The 14,990-nt window shown below is 72.2% G+C and carries 14 protein-coding genes; 4 read left to right on the top strand and 10 right to left on the bottom strand.

Translation table 11 applies throughout. From position 1 onward, the window contains the following. Positions 1–32 precede the first annotated feature (32 nt). The 4 genes from GPA10_RS03205 to GPA10_RS03190 form a co-directional block, all read right to left on the bottom strand. On the bottom strand, positions 33–644 hold the full coding sequence (locus GPA10_RS03205; RefSeq protein ID WP_058848063.1) for a flavodoxin family protein: 612 nt from the start codon (positions 642–644) through the stop codon (positions 33–35). A gap of 143 nt (positions 645–787) precedes the next feature. Further along, positions 788–1,753 carry a M28 family metallopeptidase gene (locus tag GPA10_RS03200; RefSeq protein WP_058848064.1) on the bottom strand — a complete coding sequence of 322 codons (966 nt, stop codon included), beginning with the start codon at positions 1,751–1,753 and terminating at the stop codon, positions 788–790. 209 nt (positions 1,754–1,962) lie between these two features. Further along, on the bottom strand, positions 1,963–3,486 hold the full coding sequence (locus GPA10_RS03195) for a hypothetical protein (protein ID WP_343040237.1): 1,524 nt from the start codon (positions 3,484–3,486) through the stop codon (positions 1,963–1,965). A gap of 146 nt (positions 3,487–3,632) precedes the next feature. Further along, positions 3,633–4,757: a helix-turn-helix domain-containing protein gene (locus tag GPA10_RS03190; protein WP_246258630.1), complete on the bottom strand. Its 1,125-nt coding sequence runs from the start codon at positions 4,755–4,757 to the stop codon at positions 3,633–3,635. Positions 4,758–4,809: 52 nt separating this feature from the next. On the opposite strand from GPA10_RS03190, the gene GPA10_RS03185 reads away from it, so the two are divergent. Next, the gene (locus tag GPA10_RS03185) at positions 4,810–5,226 is read left to right on the top strand and encodes a cupin domain-containing protein (RefSeq protein WP_058848065.1); all 417 of its coding nucleotides are present in this window, start codon (positions 4,810–4,812) and stop codon (positions 5,224–5,226) included. A 96-nt stretch (positions 5,227–5,322) separates the two neighbouring features. On the opposite strand, the gene GPA10_RS03180 is transcribed toward GPA10_RS03185, so the two are convergent. Further along, complete coding sequence (locus tag GPA10_RS03180; RefSeq protein ID WP_058848066.1) at positions 5,323–5,772, bottom strand: VOC family protein; 450 nt, start codon at positions 5,770–5,772, stop codon at positions 5,323–5,325. A gap of 123 nt (positions 5,773–5,895) precedes the next feature. Between GPA10_RS03180 and GPA10_RS03175 the strand changes: the two genes are divergently transcribed. Then, complete coding sequence (locus tag GPA10_RS03175; protein WP_157164236.1) at positions 5,896–6,459, top strand: CGNR zinc finger domain-containing protein; 564 nt, start codon at positions 5,896–5,898, stop codon at positions 6,457–6,459. 82 nt (positions 6,460–6,541) lie between these two features. Here GPA10_RS03175 and GPA10_RS03170 read toward each other — a convergent pair whose 3' ends face one another. Continuing rightward, complete coding sequence (locus GPA10_RS03170) at positions 6,542–7,066, bottom strand: winged helix-turn-helix transcriptional regulator (RefSeq protein WP_157164037.1); 525 nt, start codon at positions 7,064–7,066, stop codon at positions 6,542–6,544. Between the two features lie 111 nt (positions 7,067–7,177). Here GPA10_RS03170 and GPA10_RS03165 point away from each other — a divergent pair, with 111 nt between their 5' ends. Further along, a complete protein-coding gene (locus GPA10_RS03165; protein WP_157164036.1) occupies positions 7,178–8,818 on the top strand; it encodes an MFS transporter in 1,641 nt (546 codons plus the stop codon). Here the strand turns inward: GPA10_RS03165 and GPA10_RS03160 are convergent. Further along, entirely contained in the window at positions 8,758–9,627 is an 870-nt protein-coding gene (locus GPA10_RS03160) for an AraC family transcriptional regulator (RefSeq protein WP_058848067.1), read from the bottom strand. The two genes, GPA10_RS03165 and GPA10_RS03160, sit on opposite strands and share 61 nt — an antisense overlap. An 80-nt stretch (positions 9,628–9,707) precedes the next feature. On the opposite strand from GPA10_RS03160, the gene GPA10_RS03155 reads away from it, so the two are divergent. Continuing rightward, complete coding sequence (locus GPA10_RS03155) at positions 9,708–10,661, top strand: NmrA family NAD(P)-binding protein (RefSeq protein WP_157164035.1); 954 nt, start codon at positions 9,708–9,710, stop codon at positions 10,659–10,661. Between the two features lie 34 nt (positions 10,662–10,695). On the opposite strand, the gene rarD is transcribed toward GPA10_RS03155, so the two are convergent. From rarD to GPA10_RS03140, 3 genes are all read right to left on the bottom strand, one after another. Then, a complete protein-coding gene (rarD, locus tag GPA10_RS03150; RefSeq protein ID WP_246258733.1) occupies positions 10,696–11,643 on the bottom strand; it encodes an EamA family transporter RarD in 948 nt (315 codons plus the stop codon). A 255-nt stretch (positions 11,644–11,898) separates the two neighbouring features. Then, positions 11,899–12,981 carry a 2-oxoacid:ferredoxin oxidoreductase subunit beta gene (locus GPA10_RS03145; protein WP_058848069.1) on the bottom strand — a complete coding sequence of 361 codons (1,083 nt, stop codon included), beginning with the start codon at positions 12,979–12,981 and terminating at the stop codon, positions 11,899–11,901. Further along, positions 12,974–14,917 (bottom strand): 2-oxoacid:acceptor oxidoreductase subunit alpha, encoded by a 1,944-nt coding sequence (locus GPA10_RS03140; protein WP_343040236.1) that lies wholly within the window; start codon positions 14,915–14,917, stop codon positions 12,974–12,976. The genes GPA10_RS03145 and GPA10_RS03140 overlap by 8 nt, the downstream gene beginning before the upstream one ends. Positions 14,918–14,990 lie beyond the last annotated feature (73 nt).

The following is a 14,990-nucleotide window of genomic DNA, read 5'->3' as shown; positions in this document are numbered from 1 at the left end:
TACGAGACCCCCGGGTCCTCACACGAGACCCCCTAGTCCTCGTACGAGGACTCGCCGAACGGGAAGCGGGCCAGCGGGACGTCCTCGCGGGTGAGGAACGTCTTGGCGCGCGCCAGGGCCTCGGTGTCGTTCAGGACGTGGCCGGGGCGGGTGCCGTTGCCGAGCAGGACGCCGCCGAAGCGCATCGGGAAGAACGCGGCGGTGTTGCGCAACGTGCCGACCAGCGGGTCCGCGGCGGCCTCGTTGCGGTCGGCGAGGGTGGTCACGCCCCACAGGGTGCGGCCCGCGAGGGTGTTCTTGAAGTCGAGCTCGGGCACCTCAAGCCAGGCGTCCCAGTAGTCGAGGTAGCGCTTGACGGTGGCCGACACCGAGTACCAGTACAGCGGCGACGCGATGACGATGTCCGTCGCGGCGAGCGTGGCGTCCAGGAGCAGCGCCTCGCTGTCGCCCTCGGGCCGGGGGCGGGCCCGGGGCCGGGTCTCGTCGTGCCGCAGGTCCTGGAAGTCCGGGAGCGGATGGTCCGCCAGGTCGATCCAGCGCTGCTCGACGTCCGGCGGCAACTGCTCGGCCGCCTTGCGGGCCAGGATCTCGGTGTTGCCCCGCGGGCGGGCGCTGCCGTGGACGAAGAGGAACGAGCGAGTCATGGGATCCCCCTGGGTGCTTGCGTACGATGATTGCTTGCGTGTGCACTATATGCACGCGCAAGCAATCTCGTCCAGGGGGTTCCGGGACCTGTGGACGGGCTCCGGGGCGGGCCCGGCCACAGGCCCGTCCACAGGTCCGGCGATCAGGAGGACAGCCCCCACACCGCGTACGCCACCGCGTCGCTGTTGCGGTCGAGCGCCGTGTTGTTGATGTTCGACGAGGAGTCGCACGACGCGTGGTAGCAGCGGTCGAACGCCTGGCCCGCCGTGCCGCCCCACTTCTGCGCCTGGGCCGCGGACTTGGTGTTGCTCGCACCGGTGAAGACGCCGCCGACCGGGACGCCCGCGTTCTTGAACGGGGCGTGGTCGGAGCGGCCGTCGCCCTCGCGCTCCGGCTCGGTGCCGATGTTCAGACCCGAGTAGTAGGCCTTGAAGGTCCGCTCGATGGTGGGGTCGTCGTCGTAGACGAAGTAGCCCGGGTTCGGCGAGCCGATCATGTCGAAGTTCAGATAGCCCTTGATCTTCGAGCGCTCGGCGGCCGGCAGGTTGCGGACGTGGTACGTGGATCCGACCAGGCCGAGCTCCTCGGCGCCCCACCAGGCGAACCGCAGGTGCTTGGTCGGCTTGTACTTCTCACGGGACACCGCGAGGGCGGTCTCCAGGACGGCGGCGGAGCCCGAGGCGTTGTCGTTGATGCCGGCGCCGCGGCTGACGCTGTCCAGGTGGGCGCCCGCGAAGATGACCTGGTTCGCGTCGCCGCCGGGCCAGTCGGCGATGAGGTTGTAGCCGGTACGGCCACTGCTGGTGAACTGCTGCACGGTGGTGGTGAATCCGGCGGCGTCCAGCTTGCCCTTGACGTAGTCGAGCGAGGCCTTGTAGCCCGCGGTGCCGTGGGCGCGGTTGCCGCCGTTGGCGGAGGCGATGGACTGGAACTGCGAGAGGTGCGCCTTGACGTTGGCCACCGGGATGTCCGGGGCGGCGGCCGCTCGCTGGGGTGCGGCGGTGCCGGGGGACCCGGTGGCCGCGGTGGATATCGCGCTGGTCGTCAGGAGGGCGGTGGCGGCTATGACGGCCGCTGCCGCACTGCGTCCGGACAGGGAGAGTCTCATGTGGGGGGCTCCGGCTTCCGTTGGGTGTGAATTCGGGTTGCGTTTGAATTCCGAATGAGCCTGGAGTGCCCGATGGTGGAGGCGTGTTGAGTTCACGTCAAGAGCGGGATCCGGACGCGCTGTTCCGCATACCGGTTCCCGGTAGACATTTGGGGTACGTGGCGGGGGCCTCGCACGCCGGGATGTGAAGGGCGGTTCGGGCGGGGAGTTCAGGAGGCGGCCGGGGGCGCGGGTGGGCCTGGCGGGCCGGGCGGCAGGTGGACCTGCCAGCCCGGTGCGTAGGTGTCGGGCACGGGGATCCTGATCCAGTCCCGGGCCCACGCGGGCGCCGCGTGCCGCCGCAGGACGAGGGCGGAGGGGCGGCGGTCGTCCCCTCGGGGGGCGGGCTCGCACCCGGCCGTGTACGCCAGCGGGATCACGGTCGTGTTGCCCCGCAGCAGACAGGGCGGCCGCACCCCGTGCCGGTGCAGCACCTCGGCGACCCGCTGCCAGTCCTCCCTCGCCGCCGCCTGGATACGGGTGTTGCCGGAGGTGAGCGTGGCCTGGACGGTGAGGTGCGCGGCCAGCAGCACCGCGAGGACGCCCCCGGCGAGCACCGGCTGGCGCGCCCGCCGGGCCCACCGCGCCGCGGCGAGCACCCCGAGGGCGGCGGGGACCGCGAGCAGGGCGTGGGCGGGGAGCAGGAAGCGGGGAGCCGTGTAGGGGACGAGGAGGACGTAGGGGAGTGCCGCGCACAGGGCGGTGGTGAGGGCCAGGAGGAGGGCTGCGGCTGGTCGCGTCGGGGCCTGGGGCTCCCGAATCCGTCGTGTCCGCCGCAGTCTCCGTACCGACCACACTCCGAGGGGCACGAACACGGCCAGCAGCAGCCACCACGACAGCGCGGGCACCCGCACGCCGTCCCCGGTGCACGGGCGGCACAGCAGGGGCCCGTCGACGGCTGTGAACTGGTGCCGTGCCGAGTCCGTGAACCGCAGCCCGCCCTGCACCTCGCTGGCGTCGTCGAGGCGTTCGCGTACGCCACCGAAGCGAACGTACGCCTCGACCACCCACGGCAGCAGACCGGCCGCCGCCCCCGCGGCCACGGCGAGCGCCCGGCCGCGTGCGCGCCACAGCGGTACGAGCGTGGCCGCGGCAAGGAGCGGGAGGGCCACGGCGACGCCGTCGTTCGGCCGCATCAGGGCGGCGAGCGCGAGACCCGCGGCGATGCCCGCGTACGTACGCGGGCGGGGCGCGGGGTGCAGGAAGAGGCCCACGGCGGCTGCCGCGCCCATGGCGGTGTAGTGGTTCGGCATGGCCGCGCCCGCGTAGAACAGGGCGATCCACAGGCTGCCGTACAGCGCGGCGGCCACGCCCGCGGCCTCGGGGAACCGGGGCAGGGCCCGCCGCCAAGGGGCGAAGCCGAGGTAGAGCGCGGCTGTCGCCAGGGCCGTCAGCCACAGCCGGAGCAGCACCACCGAGTCGCTCCACGCCGCCACCGGCGCGACGAGCACCGGTACGCCGCGGGTGCGGGGGGCGCTGAACGGGACACCGGGGGCCGCGCCCGGCTCGAAGGGGCCGAAGCGGCTCGCGTAGACGATCTCGTCCCAGCCGAGCGGCAGCTCCAGGGGCACCAGGACCGCCGACGCCGACGCGAACACCATGCAGACGCCGAGGAGCAGGAACCGCGCCCACCGTTCGCGCTCGCGACGCGTACGGGGGGTGCTCCGCGGTTTCCTGTCCTCGACGACGGTCACCTGTCCACGGTAGGAAACGGCGGGCGGGGTGGGGAGTAGGTGAGGGGTGGGCGTGGCGCTCCCGGCACGTGGGCGGCGCCGTTGCGGAGCAACGAAGAAGATAAAGAGGTAAGGGGGATAAGGGAGATAAGGGGGAGGGGGCGGGTTCAGAGGGCGAAGCGGTGGCGGTAGGCCGAGGGCGTGAGGCCGGTCTCCCGGCGGAGCCGCACGCGGAGGTTGGCCGCGGAGCCGAGGCCGCTGAGCCGCGCGACGACGTCGAGCCGCTCCTCGCCCCGTTCGATCAGGCGGCAGGCCAACGCCGTCCGCTCCCCGTTCAACCAGGCCAACGGCGTCGTACCGAGCTGCGCCCGGAACCGGCGGTGCAGCGTCGCCGGACTGACCGCGGCCCGCGCCGCGAGACCCGCGACCGTGAGCGGCTCCCCGAGCCGCTCCAGCGCCCAGGCGAGCACCGGCGCGAGCGACTCGTCCCGCACCTCGGGCACCGGCCGTTCCACGAACTGACGCTGCCCGCCGTCCCGGTGCGCGGCGAACACGAGCCGCCGCGATACGGAGTTGGCGACCTCCGCCCCGAAGTCACGGCGCACGACGTGCAGTCCGAGATCGAGCGCGGCGGCACTCCCCGCCGCGGTGAGGATGTCGCCGTCGTCGACGAACAGGACGTCCGGTTCGAACCGGACCGCGGGAAAGCGGCGCCGGAAGCCGTCCGCCCACTGCCAGTGCGCGGTGGCCCTGCGTCCGTCGAGCACCCCCGCCTCCGCGAGCGTGAACGCGCCGCTGCAGAAGCCGATGAGCCGGGCCCCGCGCGCACGGGCCCGGCGCACCGCGTCCAGGACGGCCCGGCGGCGCGGCACCTCCGTATCGGGCCGGTTCGGCACGATCAGGGTGTCCGCGGTGTCGGCCGCCGCCAGCGGCGCGACCCCGGTGAGCGTGAAGAAGCCGTCCCGCATCAGGGTGCTCGGCTCGGGTGAGCAGAGCGTGAAGTCGTACAGGTCATGGCCGAGTTCGGGCCTGCGCAGGCCGAAGATCTCGATGGCGCAGCCCAGCTCGAAGGGGTTGGAGTTCGCGTCGACGAGAGCGACGACGCGGTGGAGCCGCGCCTCGTGCGCGGGCGCCCGGTGCGACGGGGACCGGTCCGTGGGCGTCCGGTGCGCGAGTGTCCGGTCTGTGGGCGTCCGGTCCGTGGGGGACCGGTCTGTGGGCGTCCGGTGCACGAGCGCCTGGGGGGCGGCCGTCCGGCGCGTGTGCGTCTGGTGCGAGTTTTCTTGCGCCATATGCGATTTCTAGCACTCGTGGGCCGGCCCGGCCAGGGTCCACGATGAACCCATGACCGACGAAACAGCTGTCCACCGGCGTGCGCCCGTCGACCTGAGCAAGGCCCTTGCCTCCTTCGACGCGGTGTGGAGCCCTCGCATCGTCACCCACGTCAACGACTACGACGTACGCGTCGCCAAGTTCGAGGGCGAGTACATCTGGCACGTCCACGACGACACCGACGAGTTCTTCCTCGTCCTGGACGGCGAGCTGGACATCGCCCTGCGCGACGCCTCGGGCGAACGCACCGTCACGCTGACCAAGGGCTCCGTCTTCACGGTCCCGCGCGGCACCGAGCACAAGCCGATGGCGCACGGCCGCGCCTCGGCCCTGCTCTTCGAGCCCACGGGGACGCTGACGGTCGGCGACCGGCACGACGAGGTCCCGGACCGCGTGGACGCGACGACGGGCCACGCGCTGGACTTCTGAGTCCTCTGCGGCCTCGGCCTCAGGGCTCCACGAGGCCTCAGGGCTCTCCGAGACCTCAGGGGCCTCAGGGGCCTCCGAGGCCCCCGCCCGGCCGTGTCAGTGCAGGCAGAACTCGTTTCCCTCCGGGTCGGCAAGCATCACCCATCCCGTGCCCGCCTCCTCCACGAGGCGCAGCACGGTCGCGCCGAGCGCCTCCAGGCGGGCCTGCTCCTCGTCGCGGGTACCGGGTGTGGAGTGCACGTCGATGTGCAGCCGGTTCTTCACGGACTTCGTCTCCGGGACCCGCTGGAAGAGCAGCCGCCGCCCGAGGCCCGTGCCGTTCTCCTCGTCGTACGGATCGTCGGGATGCCGTACGGCGATGAGATCGCGGAAGCTGCGGCGCCCCCGGAATTCGACGGTCTCCGCCTCCGTCACGGCGCCGAAGCCGAGCAGCCGCTCGATCAGGGCGCTGTTGTCCTCGACCTCGTACCCCAGCGTCTCGCTCCAGAAGGCGGCCTGGGCGTGCGGGTCCTGCGCGTCGATGACGAGTTTCCAGTGCAAGGTCATGACGTCATAGTAACCAGTTATAGTGGTTACATGGCAACAGGGAGAGCGGACGGCGCGGCGGAAGCGGGTGGTGGCGCGGGTGCGGGCACGGGTGTGGGGGTGGGTGCGGGTGTGGGCGTGATCATGCGCCCGCCCGACGGGCAGGTCTACCGGTTCGATCCGGGCGCCCTGTGCCTGGAGCTCCTCGCCACCGGCGGCCCCGGCCCCTTCGCCCGCTTCGAGACGCTGCACGGGCCGTCGGAGCTGTCGGCCTGGGCCGCCGAGAGCCGCCTCGGGCCCTGCCCCGGGCTGACCGTCACCGAGCCGGAGCTGGCCGCGGTGCGGCAGCTCCGTGACGCCCTCTTCCTGTTCACGGCCGACCATGCCCACGGCCGCCCCTGGGACCCTCGGCATCTGGAGCTGATCAACGACGCCGCGGCCGCGCCCCCGCTCGCCGCCCGGATCGAGGCGGACGGCAGCCGCTCCTGGGCGCCGGGCGCCACCGGCACCGGGCTCCTCTCCACGGTCGCCCGCGACGCCGTCGACCTCTTCACCGGCCCGTACGCCTCCCGCGTACGCGAGTGCGCCGCCGGCGACTGCTTCCTGCTGTTCGTGGACACCTCGCGCCCCGGGCGGCGCCGCTGGTGCGCGATGGAACGCTGCGGGAACCGGGCGAAGGCGCGCACGCACCGCGCGACCAAGGCGTAACCGGCCTGGCTGCCCCTGCTGCCACCGCTGCCTGCCCCTGCCGCCCCTGCTGCCTCCGCTTCCTCTGCCGCCCCTGCCGCCCCTACGCCTGCGTGTCGGCGGCCGCCGCCTCCGCGGCGATCCGCGCGTCGTACGCCGACCGTGCCGCTGCGACCTCGTACTGGTGCTCCTCCGTCCAGGTCACCAGGGCCCGGATGGTGTGGTGCAGCGTGCCGCCGAGCGGTGTGAGTTCGTAGTCGACGCGCGGCGGCACCACCGGGTGCACCGTGCGTCGCACCAGGCCGTCGCGCTCCAACTGGCGCAGCGTGACCGTCAGCATGCGCTGGCTGATGCCGTCGATCTCGCGCCGCAGCTCCGTGAAGCGCAGGCACCGTCGCTCCAGGAGCGCGATGACGAGCAGCGACCACTTGTCGGCGACCCGGTCCAGGATCTGCCGCACCTGGCAGTCCTCACGGGTGTCCCACTGGAAGGGGTCGTCGCCCCCGAAACCGCCGTCGGTCTCCGCGGTGCCTTCCGCCCGTGCCGTGCCTTCCGTCTCTGCCGTGCCTTCCGTCCCTGCCGTACCTTCCGTCCCCACGGTGCCCTCGCAGTGCCTCGGTGACTTCAAAGTGCCTACTTCCACCTCTGTCGATGCTGCCGCAGCATTCCATTGGTTACAAGAGGGAACTGAGCCTCACCGGAGTAACCATGTGGCCCGCTACTCCCCGAAGGAGTCCTCATGGGCGCCCGCGCCTGGGCACTGCTGCTGGTCCTCTGCGGAACGATCTTCCTTGAGGGCGCCGACATCGCCATGCTCGCCGTGGCCATCCCCGGCATCCGGTCCGACCTCGATCTCTCGACCGGCACCGCGGCCTGGGTGATCAGCGCGTACGTCCTCGGGTACGCGGGCTTCACCCTGCTCGGCGGACGCGCCGCCGACCTGCTCGGCAGGCGGCGGATGTTCCTCACCTGGCTCGGGGTCTTCATCGCCTTCTCCGGGCTCGGCGGCTTCGCCACCGAGGGCTGGATGCTGATCGTCGCCCGGTTCGTGACCGGGGTGTCCGCGGCGTTCATGACACCGGCCGCGATGTCGATCATCACCACCTCGTACGCGGAGGGGCCCGCTCGCGAACGGGCACTGCTGATCTTCGCCGGGACGTCCGCGGGCGGGTTCTCGCTCGGCCTGGTCGTCGGCGGGCTGCTCACCGAACTCGGCTGGCAGTGGGTGTTCTTCGCGCCGGTGCTCGTCGCGGTCGTGATCCTCGCGGGGGCGCTCTGCCTCATCCCGAAACCGGCGGGACCGGTGGGACTGGCAGAACCGGTGGAACCGGTGGAACCGGTGGAGTCGGTGGGACCGGTGGGACCGGTGGGACCGGTGGTGAAGGGCTTCGACCTGCCGGGGGCCGCCGCAGCCGCGGGCGCCATGCTCCTGCTCGCCTTCGGCATCGTCCAGCTCGAACACGGCCTCGCCGACTGGCCCCTGACGGCCGCCGCCCTGGCCGCGGGCCTGCTGCTCGGCGCCGCCTTCGTGCGGATCGAGCGGCGCTCGGCGCAGCCCCTGGTCCGGCTCGGGATCTTCCGTACGGGGTCGGTGGTGCGGGCCGGGCTCGGCGCCCTGCTGTACCTCGGCGCCTTCATGGGCTTCCAGCTCGTCCTGACGCTCTACCTCCAGGACCTGCGCGGCTGGTCGTCCTGGCAGGCCGCCGTCGCGATGGTCGTGCTTGGCTGCGACGTGTTCCTGTCGCCGACGCTCACGCCGCGCCTGGTACGGCGGTACGGAAACCCGCGCGTGATCCTCGGCGGCTTCGTCCTGGCGCTCCTCGCGTACGTCCTGTTCCTGCCGGTCGGCATGGACTGGCCGTATCTGCTGATGTTCCCGACGCTGCTCCTGGCGGGCACCGGCTTCGCGCTCACGCTCGGCCCGCAGATGATCGCGGCGACGGACGGTGTGGCCGAGCGGGAACAGGGCCTGGCGAGCGGACTCCTCCAGACCGCAACGCAGTTCGGCGCCGCGATCGGGATATCCGCGGTGACGGCCGTCATCGGCCTGGTCTCGGCGGGCACGCACACGGGCGCCGGAGCGGTGCAGACGGATCTGTCGGCGTTCCGCTGGGCACTGGTCGTCCCGGTGGTCATGGCAGCCCTCGGCGTGGTCGTGGCGACGGCAGGAGTGCGCGGCGACAAGGAGAGGAACGGAAGGGGTCGCCACGACGACAGGAACGACGTGGGCGGCTACGACCGCCGAAACCGCGGCCCCGCCGGCCCCGCCGGCACAGCCCCCGCAGGCACAGCCCCCGCCCCCAGCCGGTCACCGGCCCCTCAGCCCACCGCCCCGAGCGGGCCCGCCGACGTCCGCCCCGCCACCAGCGAGGCCCGGTAGCCGCTCGGTGCGATGCCGCGGATGCGCTTGAAGGCGTCGCTGAAGCCGTACCCGTCGGCGTACCCCACCTGCCCCGCCACCGCGGCAACCGTCGCGCCCGGCTCGGCGAGCAGCTCCGCGGCGAGCGCCATCCGCCACTCCGTGAGGTAGGCCATCGGGGGCCTGCCGACCAGCTCGCTGAAGTTCCTGGCGAACGCGGCGCGCGAGACCTGGGCGCGCGCCGCCAGCGCCGCCACCGTCCAGGGACGGGCCGGCTCGTCGTGCATGGCCCGCAGGGCCGGACCCACCACGTCGTCGCCGAGCGCGCGGTACCAGGCGGGCGGCCGGGCGTCGGGCAGCTCGAACCACCCGCTCAGGGTGCAGGCCAGCATCCAGTCGAACATGCGGTCCCGCACGAACTGGCGCTCCGGCTTGCCGGAGGCCACCTCGGCGGCGATCAGCTCCACGACGGGCACGTTCTCCGCGCCGGTCGGTACGACGAGCAGCTGCGGCAGCGCGCCGATGAGGCGCCGCCCGACGGAGCCGTCCAACCGGTAGGCCCCGGCGATCAGTTCGCTCTCGCCCACGGCCGGATCCGCCGCGCACACCGTGAACGGCGCGGTGGTGCACACGACCGCGGCGTCGCGCTCCCGCAGGTCGCGCGACTCGCCCGACGCCACCACGATCCGGGCCGCGCCGCGCACCACCACCACCAGTTCGAGCGCCGCGCCACCTGCGCACGCCACCTCCCAGGGGCCGACCTGAACGGCCCGTTCGAACAGCGCGCCGTCCGCGCGCACGCCTCGCAGCAGATCCCCCAGAGCGTCCATCCCTCCACGGTAGACGGACACCCATCAGCCGGAGACGGATGCCCATGTATCCCGTGCGGCAAAGGACGTTGGCTTGAGCCATGACGAACGCAGTGCACGACGCGGAACGGATCCGCGAGCGGAAGGACGCAGAGCGGACCCGACGGCGGAAAGACACGGAACGGACCCGCGAGCAGCAGGACACGGAACAGATCTGGGAGCCGAGCAGCGCCGACCCTCCCGTCCTCGTCCTCGGCGCCACCGGCAGGACGGGCCGCCGCGTGGTGGCGAGGCTCCGCGACGCCGGGCGCACCGTGCGCGCCGCTTCCCGCAGCGCCGAGACCCCGTTCGACTGGACGGACCGCGCCACCTGGGCAGCCGCCGTAGACGGCATGCGGGCCCTCTACCTGGTCGCACCGGCCGACCCGGAGCCGATCGCCGACTTCGTCGCCGAGGCCAGGGCCGCGGGCGTGCGCCGCTTCGTGGTCCTCTCGGGGCGCGGTGTGCACCGGTACGGCATGGCCCTGGAGCCGTCCATGGCCGAGGCGGAGCGCGCGGTCCGCGAGGCCGACGTCGACTGGACGCTGATCCGGCCCAACAGCTTCTCGCAGAACTTCGCCGACGACCTCTACGCGGCACCCCTGCGCGCGGGCCTGCTGACCCTGCCGGTGGGCGCCGTGGCGGAGCCGTTCGTGGACGTGGAGGACGTCGCGGAGGTGACGGTGGCCCTGCTCACCGAGGAGGGCCACACCCACCGTACGTACGAGCTGTCCGGGCCCCGCGCGCTCACCTTCGCCGAGGTGGCCGCGGAGATCTCGGCGGTGTCCGGGCGGCCGACGCGCTTCGAGGCGGTCACCGCGGAGCAGTACGTGGCGGACCTGATCGCGGGCGGCATGCCGGAGAAGGACGCCCGTTCACTCGCCTGCGTGCACGTCTTCCTGTCCGAGGGCCACAACAGCGAGCCGACGACGGACGTCCGGTACATCCTCGGCCGCGAGCCCCGGGACTTCTCGGAGTACGTGAAGTCGGTGGCGGCAGCGGGCATCTGGGCCTGAGCCGCCGCTCCCGCGCACCGGGCGCAGGCGCGGTTCAGACCGCGGGTTCCCGCTCCTCGCGGACGGGCGGCACCGCGCCCTGCGCGGCCGCCGCCACCCGCGCGGCGGTCAGCTTCGCGGCGTTCCGCCGCGCCGTCCGCAGCGCGTCCCCGGTGAGCAGCGCGAGCGCCAGCCACACGAGGGCGAACCCGGCCCACCGCTCGGGCGGCATCTCCTCGTGGAAGTACAGAATTCCGCACAGGAACTGGAAGACCGGCGCCAGATACTGGAGCAGCCCCAGCGTCGACAGCGGCACCCGGATCGCGGCGGCACCGAAGCAGACCATCGGCGCCGCCGTCACCACGCCGGTCGCGGCGAGCAGCGCGCCGTGCCCGAATCCCTCCGTGGCGAACGTCCCCTGCCCCTGGGCGCCGAGCCACACCAGGAAGGCGACCGCGGGCAGGAACTGCACGGCCGTCTCGGCGGCGAGCGACTCCAGGCCGCCGAGGTTGACCTTCTTCTTGACCAGGCCGTACGTCGCGAAGGAGAAGGCGAGACAGAGGGAGATCCACGGCGGGCGGCCGTACCCGACGGTGAGGACGACGACGGATGCGGCGCCGACGCCGACCGCGGCCCACTGCACGGGACGCAGCCGCTCGCCGAGCAGCAGGACGCCGATCGCGATGGTGACCAGCGGATTGATGAAGTAGCCGAGGGACGCCTCGACGACGTGGCCGGCGTTCACGGCCCAGATGTACACGCCCCAGTTGATGGTGATCACCACGGCGGCGATCGTCACCAGGCCCAGCTTGCGCGGCTGGCGCAGCAGCTCGCCCGCCCACGCCCAGCGCCGTACGACGAGCAGCGCGATGCCGACCACCACGAGGGACCAGACCATCCGGTGTGCCAGGATCTCGCCCGCGCCCGCCGGTTTGAGGAGCGGCCAGAACAGGGGGACGAGCCCCCACATGCCGTACGCCGCGAACCCGTTCAGCAGGCCCATACGTGCTTCGGCCCTCGCCTGCGCTGGGGTCACGGCTCCTCCTCGGTACTGGGCGGCCCGACGCTGCCGTGCACGAAGGTAGCGCCCGCGCGGGACGCCTGTCATGCCCGTATCGCCATACGGTCATGACATGTATGTCTCGTAAGACGCACGAGCCCCACCCGGCACATGGCAGGGCCCGGCGGCCGCACACGCCGAGGCCCGGCCCTGACGGATCAGGACCGGGCCTCGGACGCGAAGGCGGGCGGGCTGCGGCTAGCCGACGACCGTCCAGGTGTCGCCGCCGGCGAGGAGCGCGGCGAGATCGCCCTTGCCGTGCTGCTCGATGGCGGTGTCGAGCTGGTCGGCCATCAGCGTGTCGTACACCGGGCGGTCCACGTCGCGGAAGACGCCGATGGGCGTGTGGTGCAGCGTGTCCGGGTCGGCGAGCCGCGACAGCGCGAAGGCCGTCGTCGGGGACGCGGCACGGGCGTCGTGGATCAGGAGATCCGCCTCGTTGTCCGGCGTGACCGCGACGACCTTCAGGTCGCCGGTGGCCGGGTCGCGGACGACGCCCTTGGAACCGTCGGTGCCGAAGCGGATCGGCGCGCCGTGCTCCAGGCGGATCACGGCCTCCTCGGCCTGCTGCTTGTCCTTGAGGACCTCGAAGGCGCCGTCGTTGAAGATGTTGCAGTTCTGGTAGATCTCGACCAGGGCCGTGCCGTCGTGGTCGGCGGCCTGGCGCAGGACCTCGGTGAGGTGCTTGCGGTCGGAGTCGACCGTGCGGGCCACGAACGAGGCCTCCGCGCCGATCGCGAGGGACACCGGGTTGAAGGGCGCGTCCAGGGAGCCCATCGGCGTCGACTTCGTGATCTTGCCGACCTCGGACGTCGGGGAGTACTGGCCCTTGGTGAGGCCGTAGATCCGGTTGTTGAACAGCAGGATCTTCAGGTTCACATTGCGCCGGAGCGCGTGGATGAGGTGGTTGCCGCCGATGGAGAGCGCGTCGCCGTCGCCGGTGACGACCCAGACGCTCAGGTCGCGGCGGCTGGAGGCGAGGCCCGTGGCGATGGCCGGGGCGCGGCCGTGGATGGAGTGCATCCCGTAGGTGTTCATGTAGTACGGGAAGCGGGACGAGCAGCCGATGCCGGAGACGAAGACGATGTTCTCCTTGGCCAGGCCGAGGTCGGGCATGAAGCCCTGCACGGCGGCCAGGACCGCGTAGTCACCGCAGCCGGGGCACCAGCGGACTTCCTGGTCGGACTTGAAGTCCTTCATCGTCTGCTTGCCCTCGGCCTTGGGCACGAGCTTCAGGAGCGTGTCGGAGCCGGTGGGCCCTTCGAGCGTGGTGTCAGCCATCGATGGCCTCCTTGAGAGCCGTGGCGAGCTGCTCGGCCTTGAACGGCATGCCGTTGACCTGGTTGTACGAGACCGCGTCCACGAGGTGTTCGGCGCGGATCAGCGTGGCGAGCTGGCCGAGGTTCATCTCGGGGATCACCACCTTGTCGTAACGCTTCAGGACCTCACCCAGGTTCCGCGGGAACGGGTTGAGGTGGCGCAGATGCGCCTGCGCGATGCTCTGCCCGGCCGCGCGCAGCCGCCGCACCGCCGCTGTGATCGGCCCGTACGTCGAGCCCCAGCCGAGGACCAGGAGGCGGGCGTCACCGCTCGCGTCGTCGACCTCCAGGTCGGGCACCTCGATGCCGTCGACCTTGGCCTGACGGGTGCGGACCATGAAGTCGTGGTTGGCCGGGTCGTAGGAGATGTTGCCCGTGCCGTCCTGCTTCTCGATGCCGCCGATGCGGTGTTCGAGGCCCGGCGTCCCCGGGATCGCCCACGGCCGGGCGAGGGTCTTCGGGTCCCGCTTGTACGGCCAGAAGACCTCGGTGCCGTCCGCCAGGGCGTGGTTGGTGCCGGAGGCGAACTGGGTGCGCAGGTCGGGCAGTTCGTCGGTCTCCGGGATCCGCCACGGCTCGGAGCCGTTGGCGAGGTAGCCGTCGGAGAGCAGGAAGACCGGGGTGCGGTACGTGACCGCGATCCGGGCCGCCTCCAGGGCCGCGTCGAAGCAGTCCGCCGGGGTGCGCGGCGCGACGATCGGCACCGGGGCCTCGCCGTTGCGGCCGTACATCGCCTGCAACAGGTCCGCCTGCTCGGTCTTGGTCGGCAGGCCCGTGGAGGGGCCGCCGCGCTGGATGTCGACGACCAGGAGCGGCAGCTCCAGGGAGACCGCGAGCCCGATCGTCTCCGACTTCAGCGCCACACCGGGACCCGAGGTGGTGGTGACCGCGAGCGAACCGCCGAAGGCGGCGCCGAGGGCCGCGCCGATCCCGGCGATCTCGTCCTCGGCCTGGAAGGTGCGCACACCGAAGTTCTTGTGCTTGGACAGCTCGTGCAGGATGTCCGACGCCGGCGTGATCGGGTACGAGCCCAGGTAGAGCGGCAGGTCCGCCTGGCGCGCGGCCGCGATCAGGCCGTACGACAGGGCGAGGTTGCCGGAGATGTTGCGGTAGGTGCCGGTGGGGAACGCCGTGGCGGCCGGCGCCACCTCGTAGCTGACCGCGAAGTCCTCGGTGGTCTCGCCGAAGTTCCAGCCCGCCCGGAACGCCGCGATGTTCGCCGCCGCAATCTCCGGCTTCTTGGCGAACTTCGTGTTCAGGAACCGCTCGGTGCCCTCGGTGGGCCGGTGGTACATCCACGACAGGAGACCGAGCGCGAACATGTTCTTCGAGCGCCCGGCGTCCTTGCGTGACAGGTCGAAGTCCTTCAGCGCCTCCACCGTCAGCGTCGTCAGCGGCACCGGGTGCACCTGGAAGCCGTCCAGCGAGCCGTCCTCCAGGGGCGAGGTCTCGTACCCCACCTTCTGCATCGCGCGCTTGGTGAACTCGTCCGTGTTGACGATCACCTCGGCGCCGCGCGGCACGTCCCCGATGTTCGCCTTCAGGGCCGCCGGGTTCATCGCGACGAGGACGTTCGGCGCGTCGCCCGGGGTCAGGATGTCGTGGTCGGCGAAGTGCAGCTGGAAGGAGGAGACGCCGGGCAGGGTGCCTGCGGGGGCGCGGATCTCGGCGGGGAAGTTCGGCAGCGTCGACAGGTCGTTGCCGAAGGACGCCGTCTCGGAGGTGAAACGGTCACCCGTGAGCTGCATGCCGTCACCGGAGTCACCCGCGAACCGGATGATCACCCGGTCGACGCGGCGCACATCCTTCCCGTCCCCAGCGGGCCTGCGCTGCCCTCCAACGACAGCTCCGTCGGCTTCGTCGGCCTGCTCGGCCGGGCTACTGACCTGGCTGGTCACTGAACTGGACCTCCCTCGAGGCGGCGACTCGGGAGCGGCAGGCCGCCCTGCGCTCCCAAGGCCCACCCTACGT

The sequence above is a fragment of the Streptomyces typhae genome (assembly GCF_009755605.1).
In the GTDB taxonomy this organism is placed as follows: Bacteria; Actinomycetota; Actinomycetes; order Streptomycetales; family Streptomycetaceae; genus Streptomyces; species Streptomyces typhae.
This window is presented reverse-complemented; position numbering and strand designations above follow the sequence as displayed.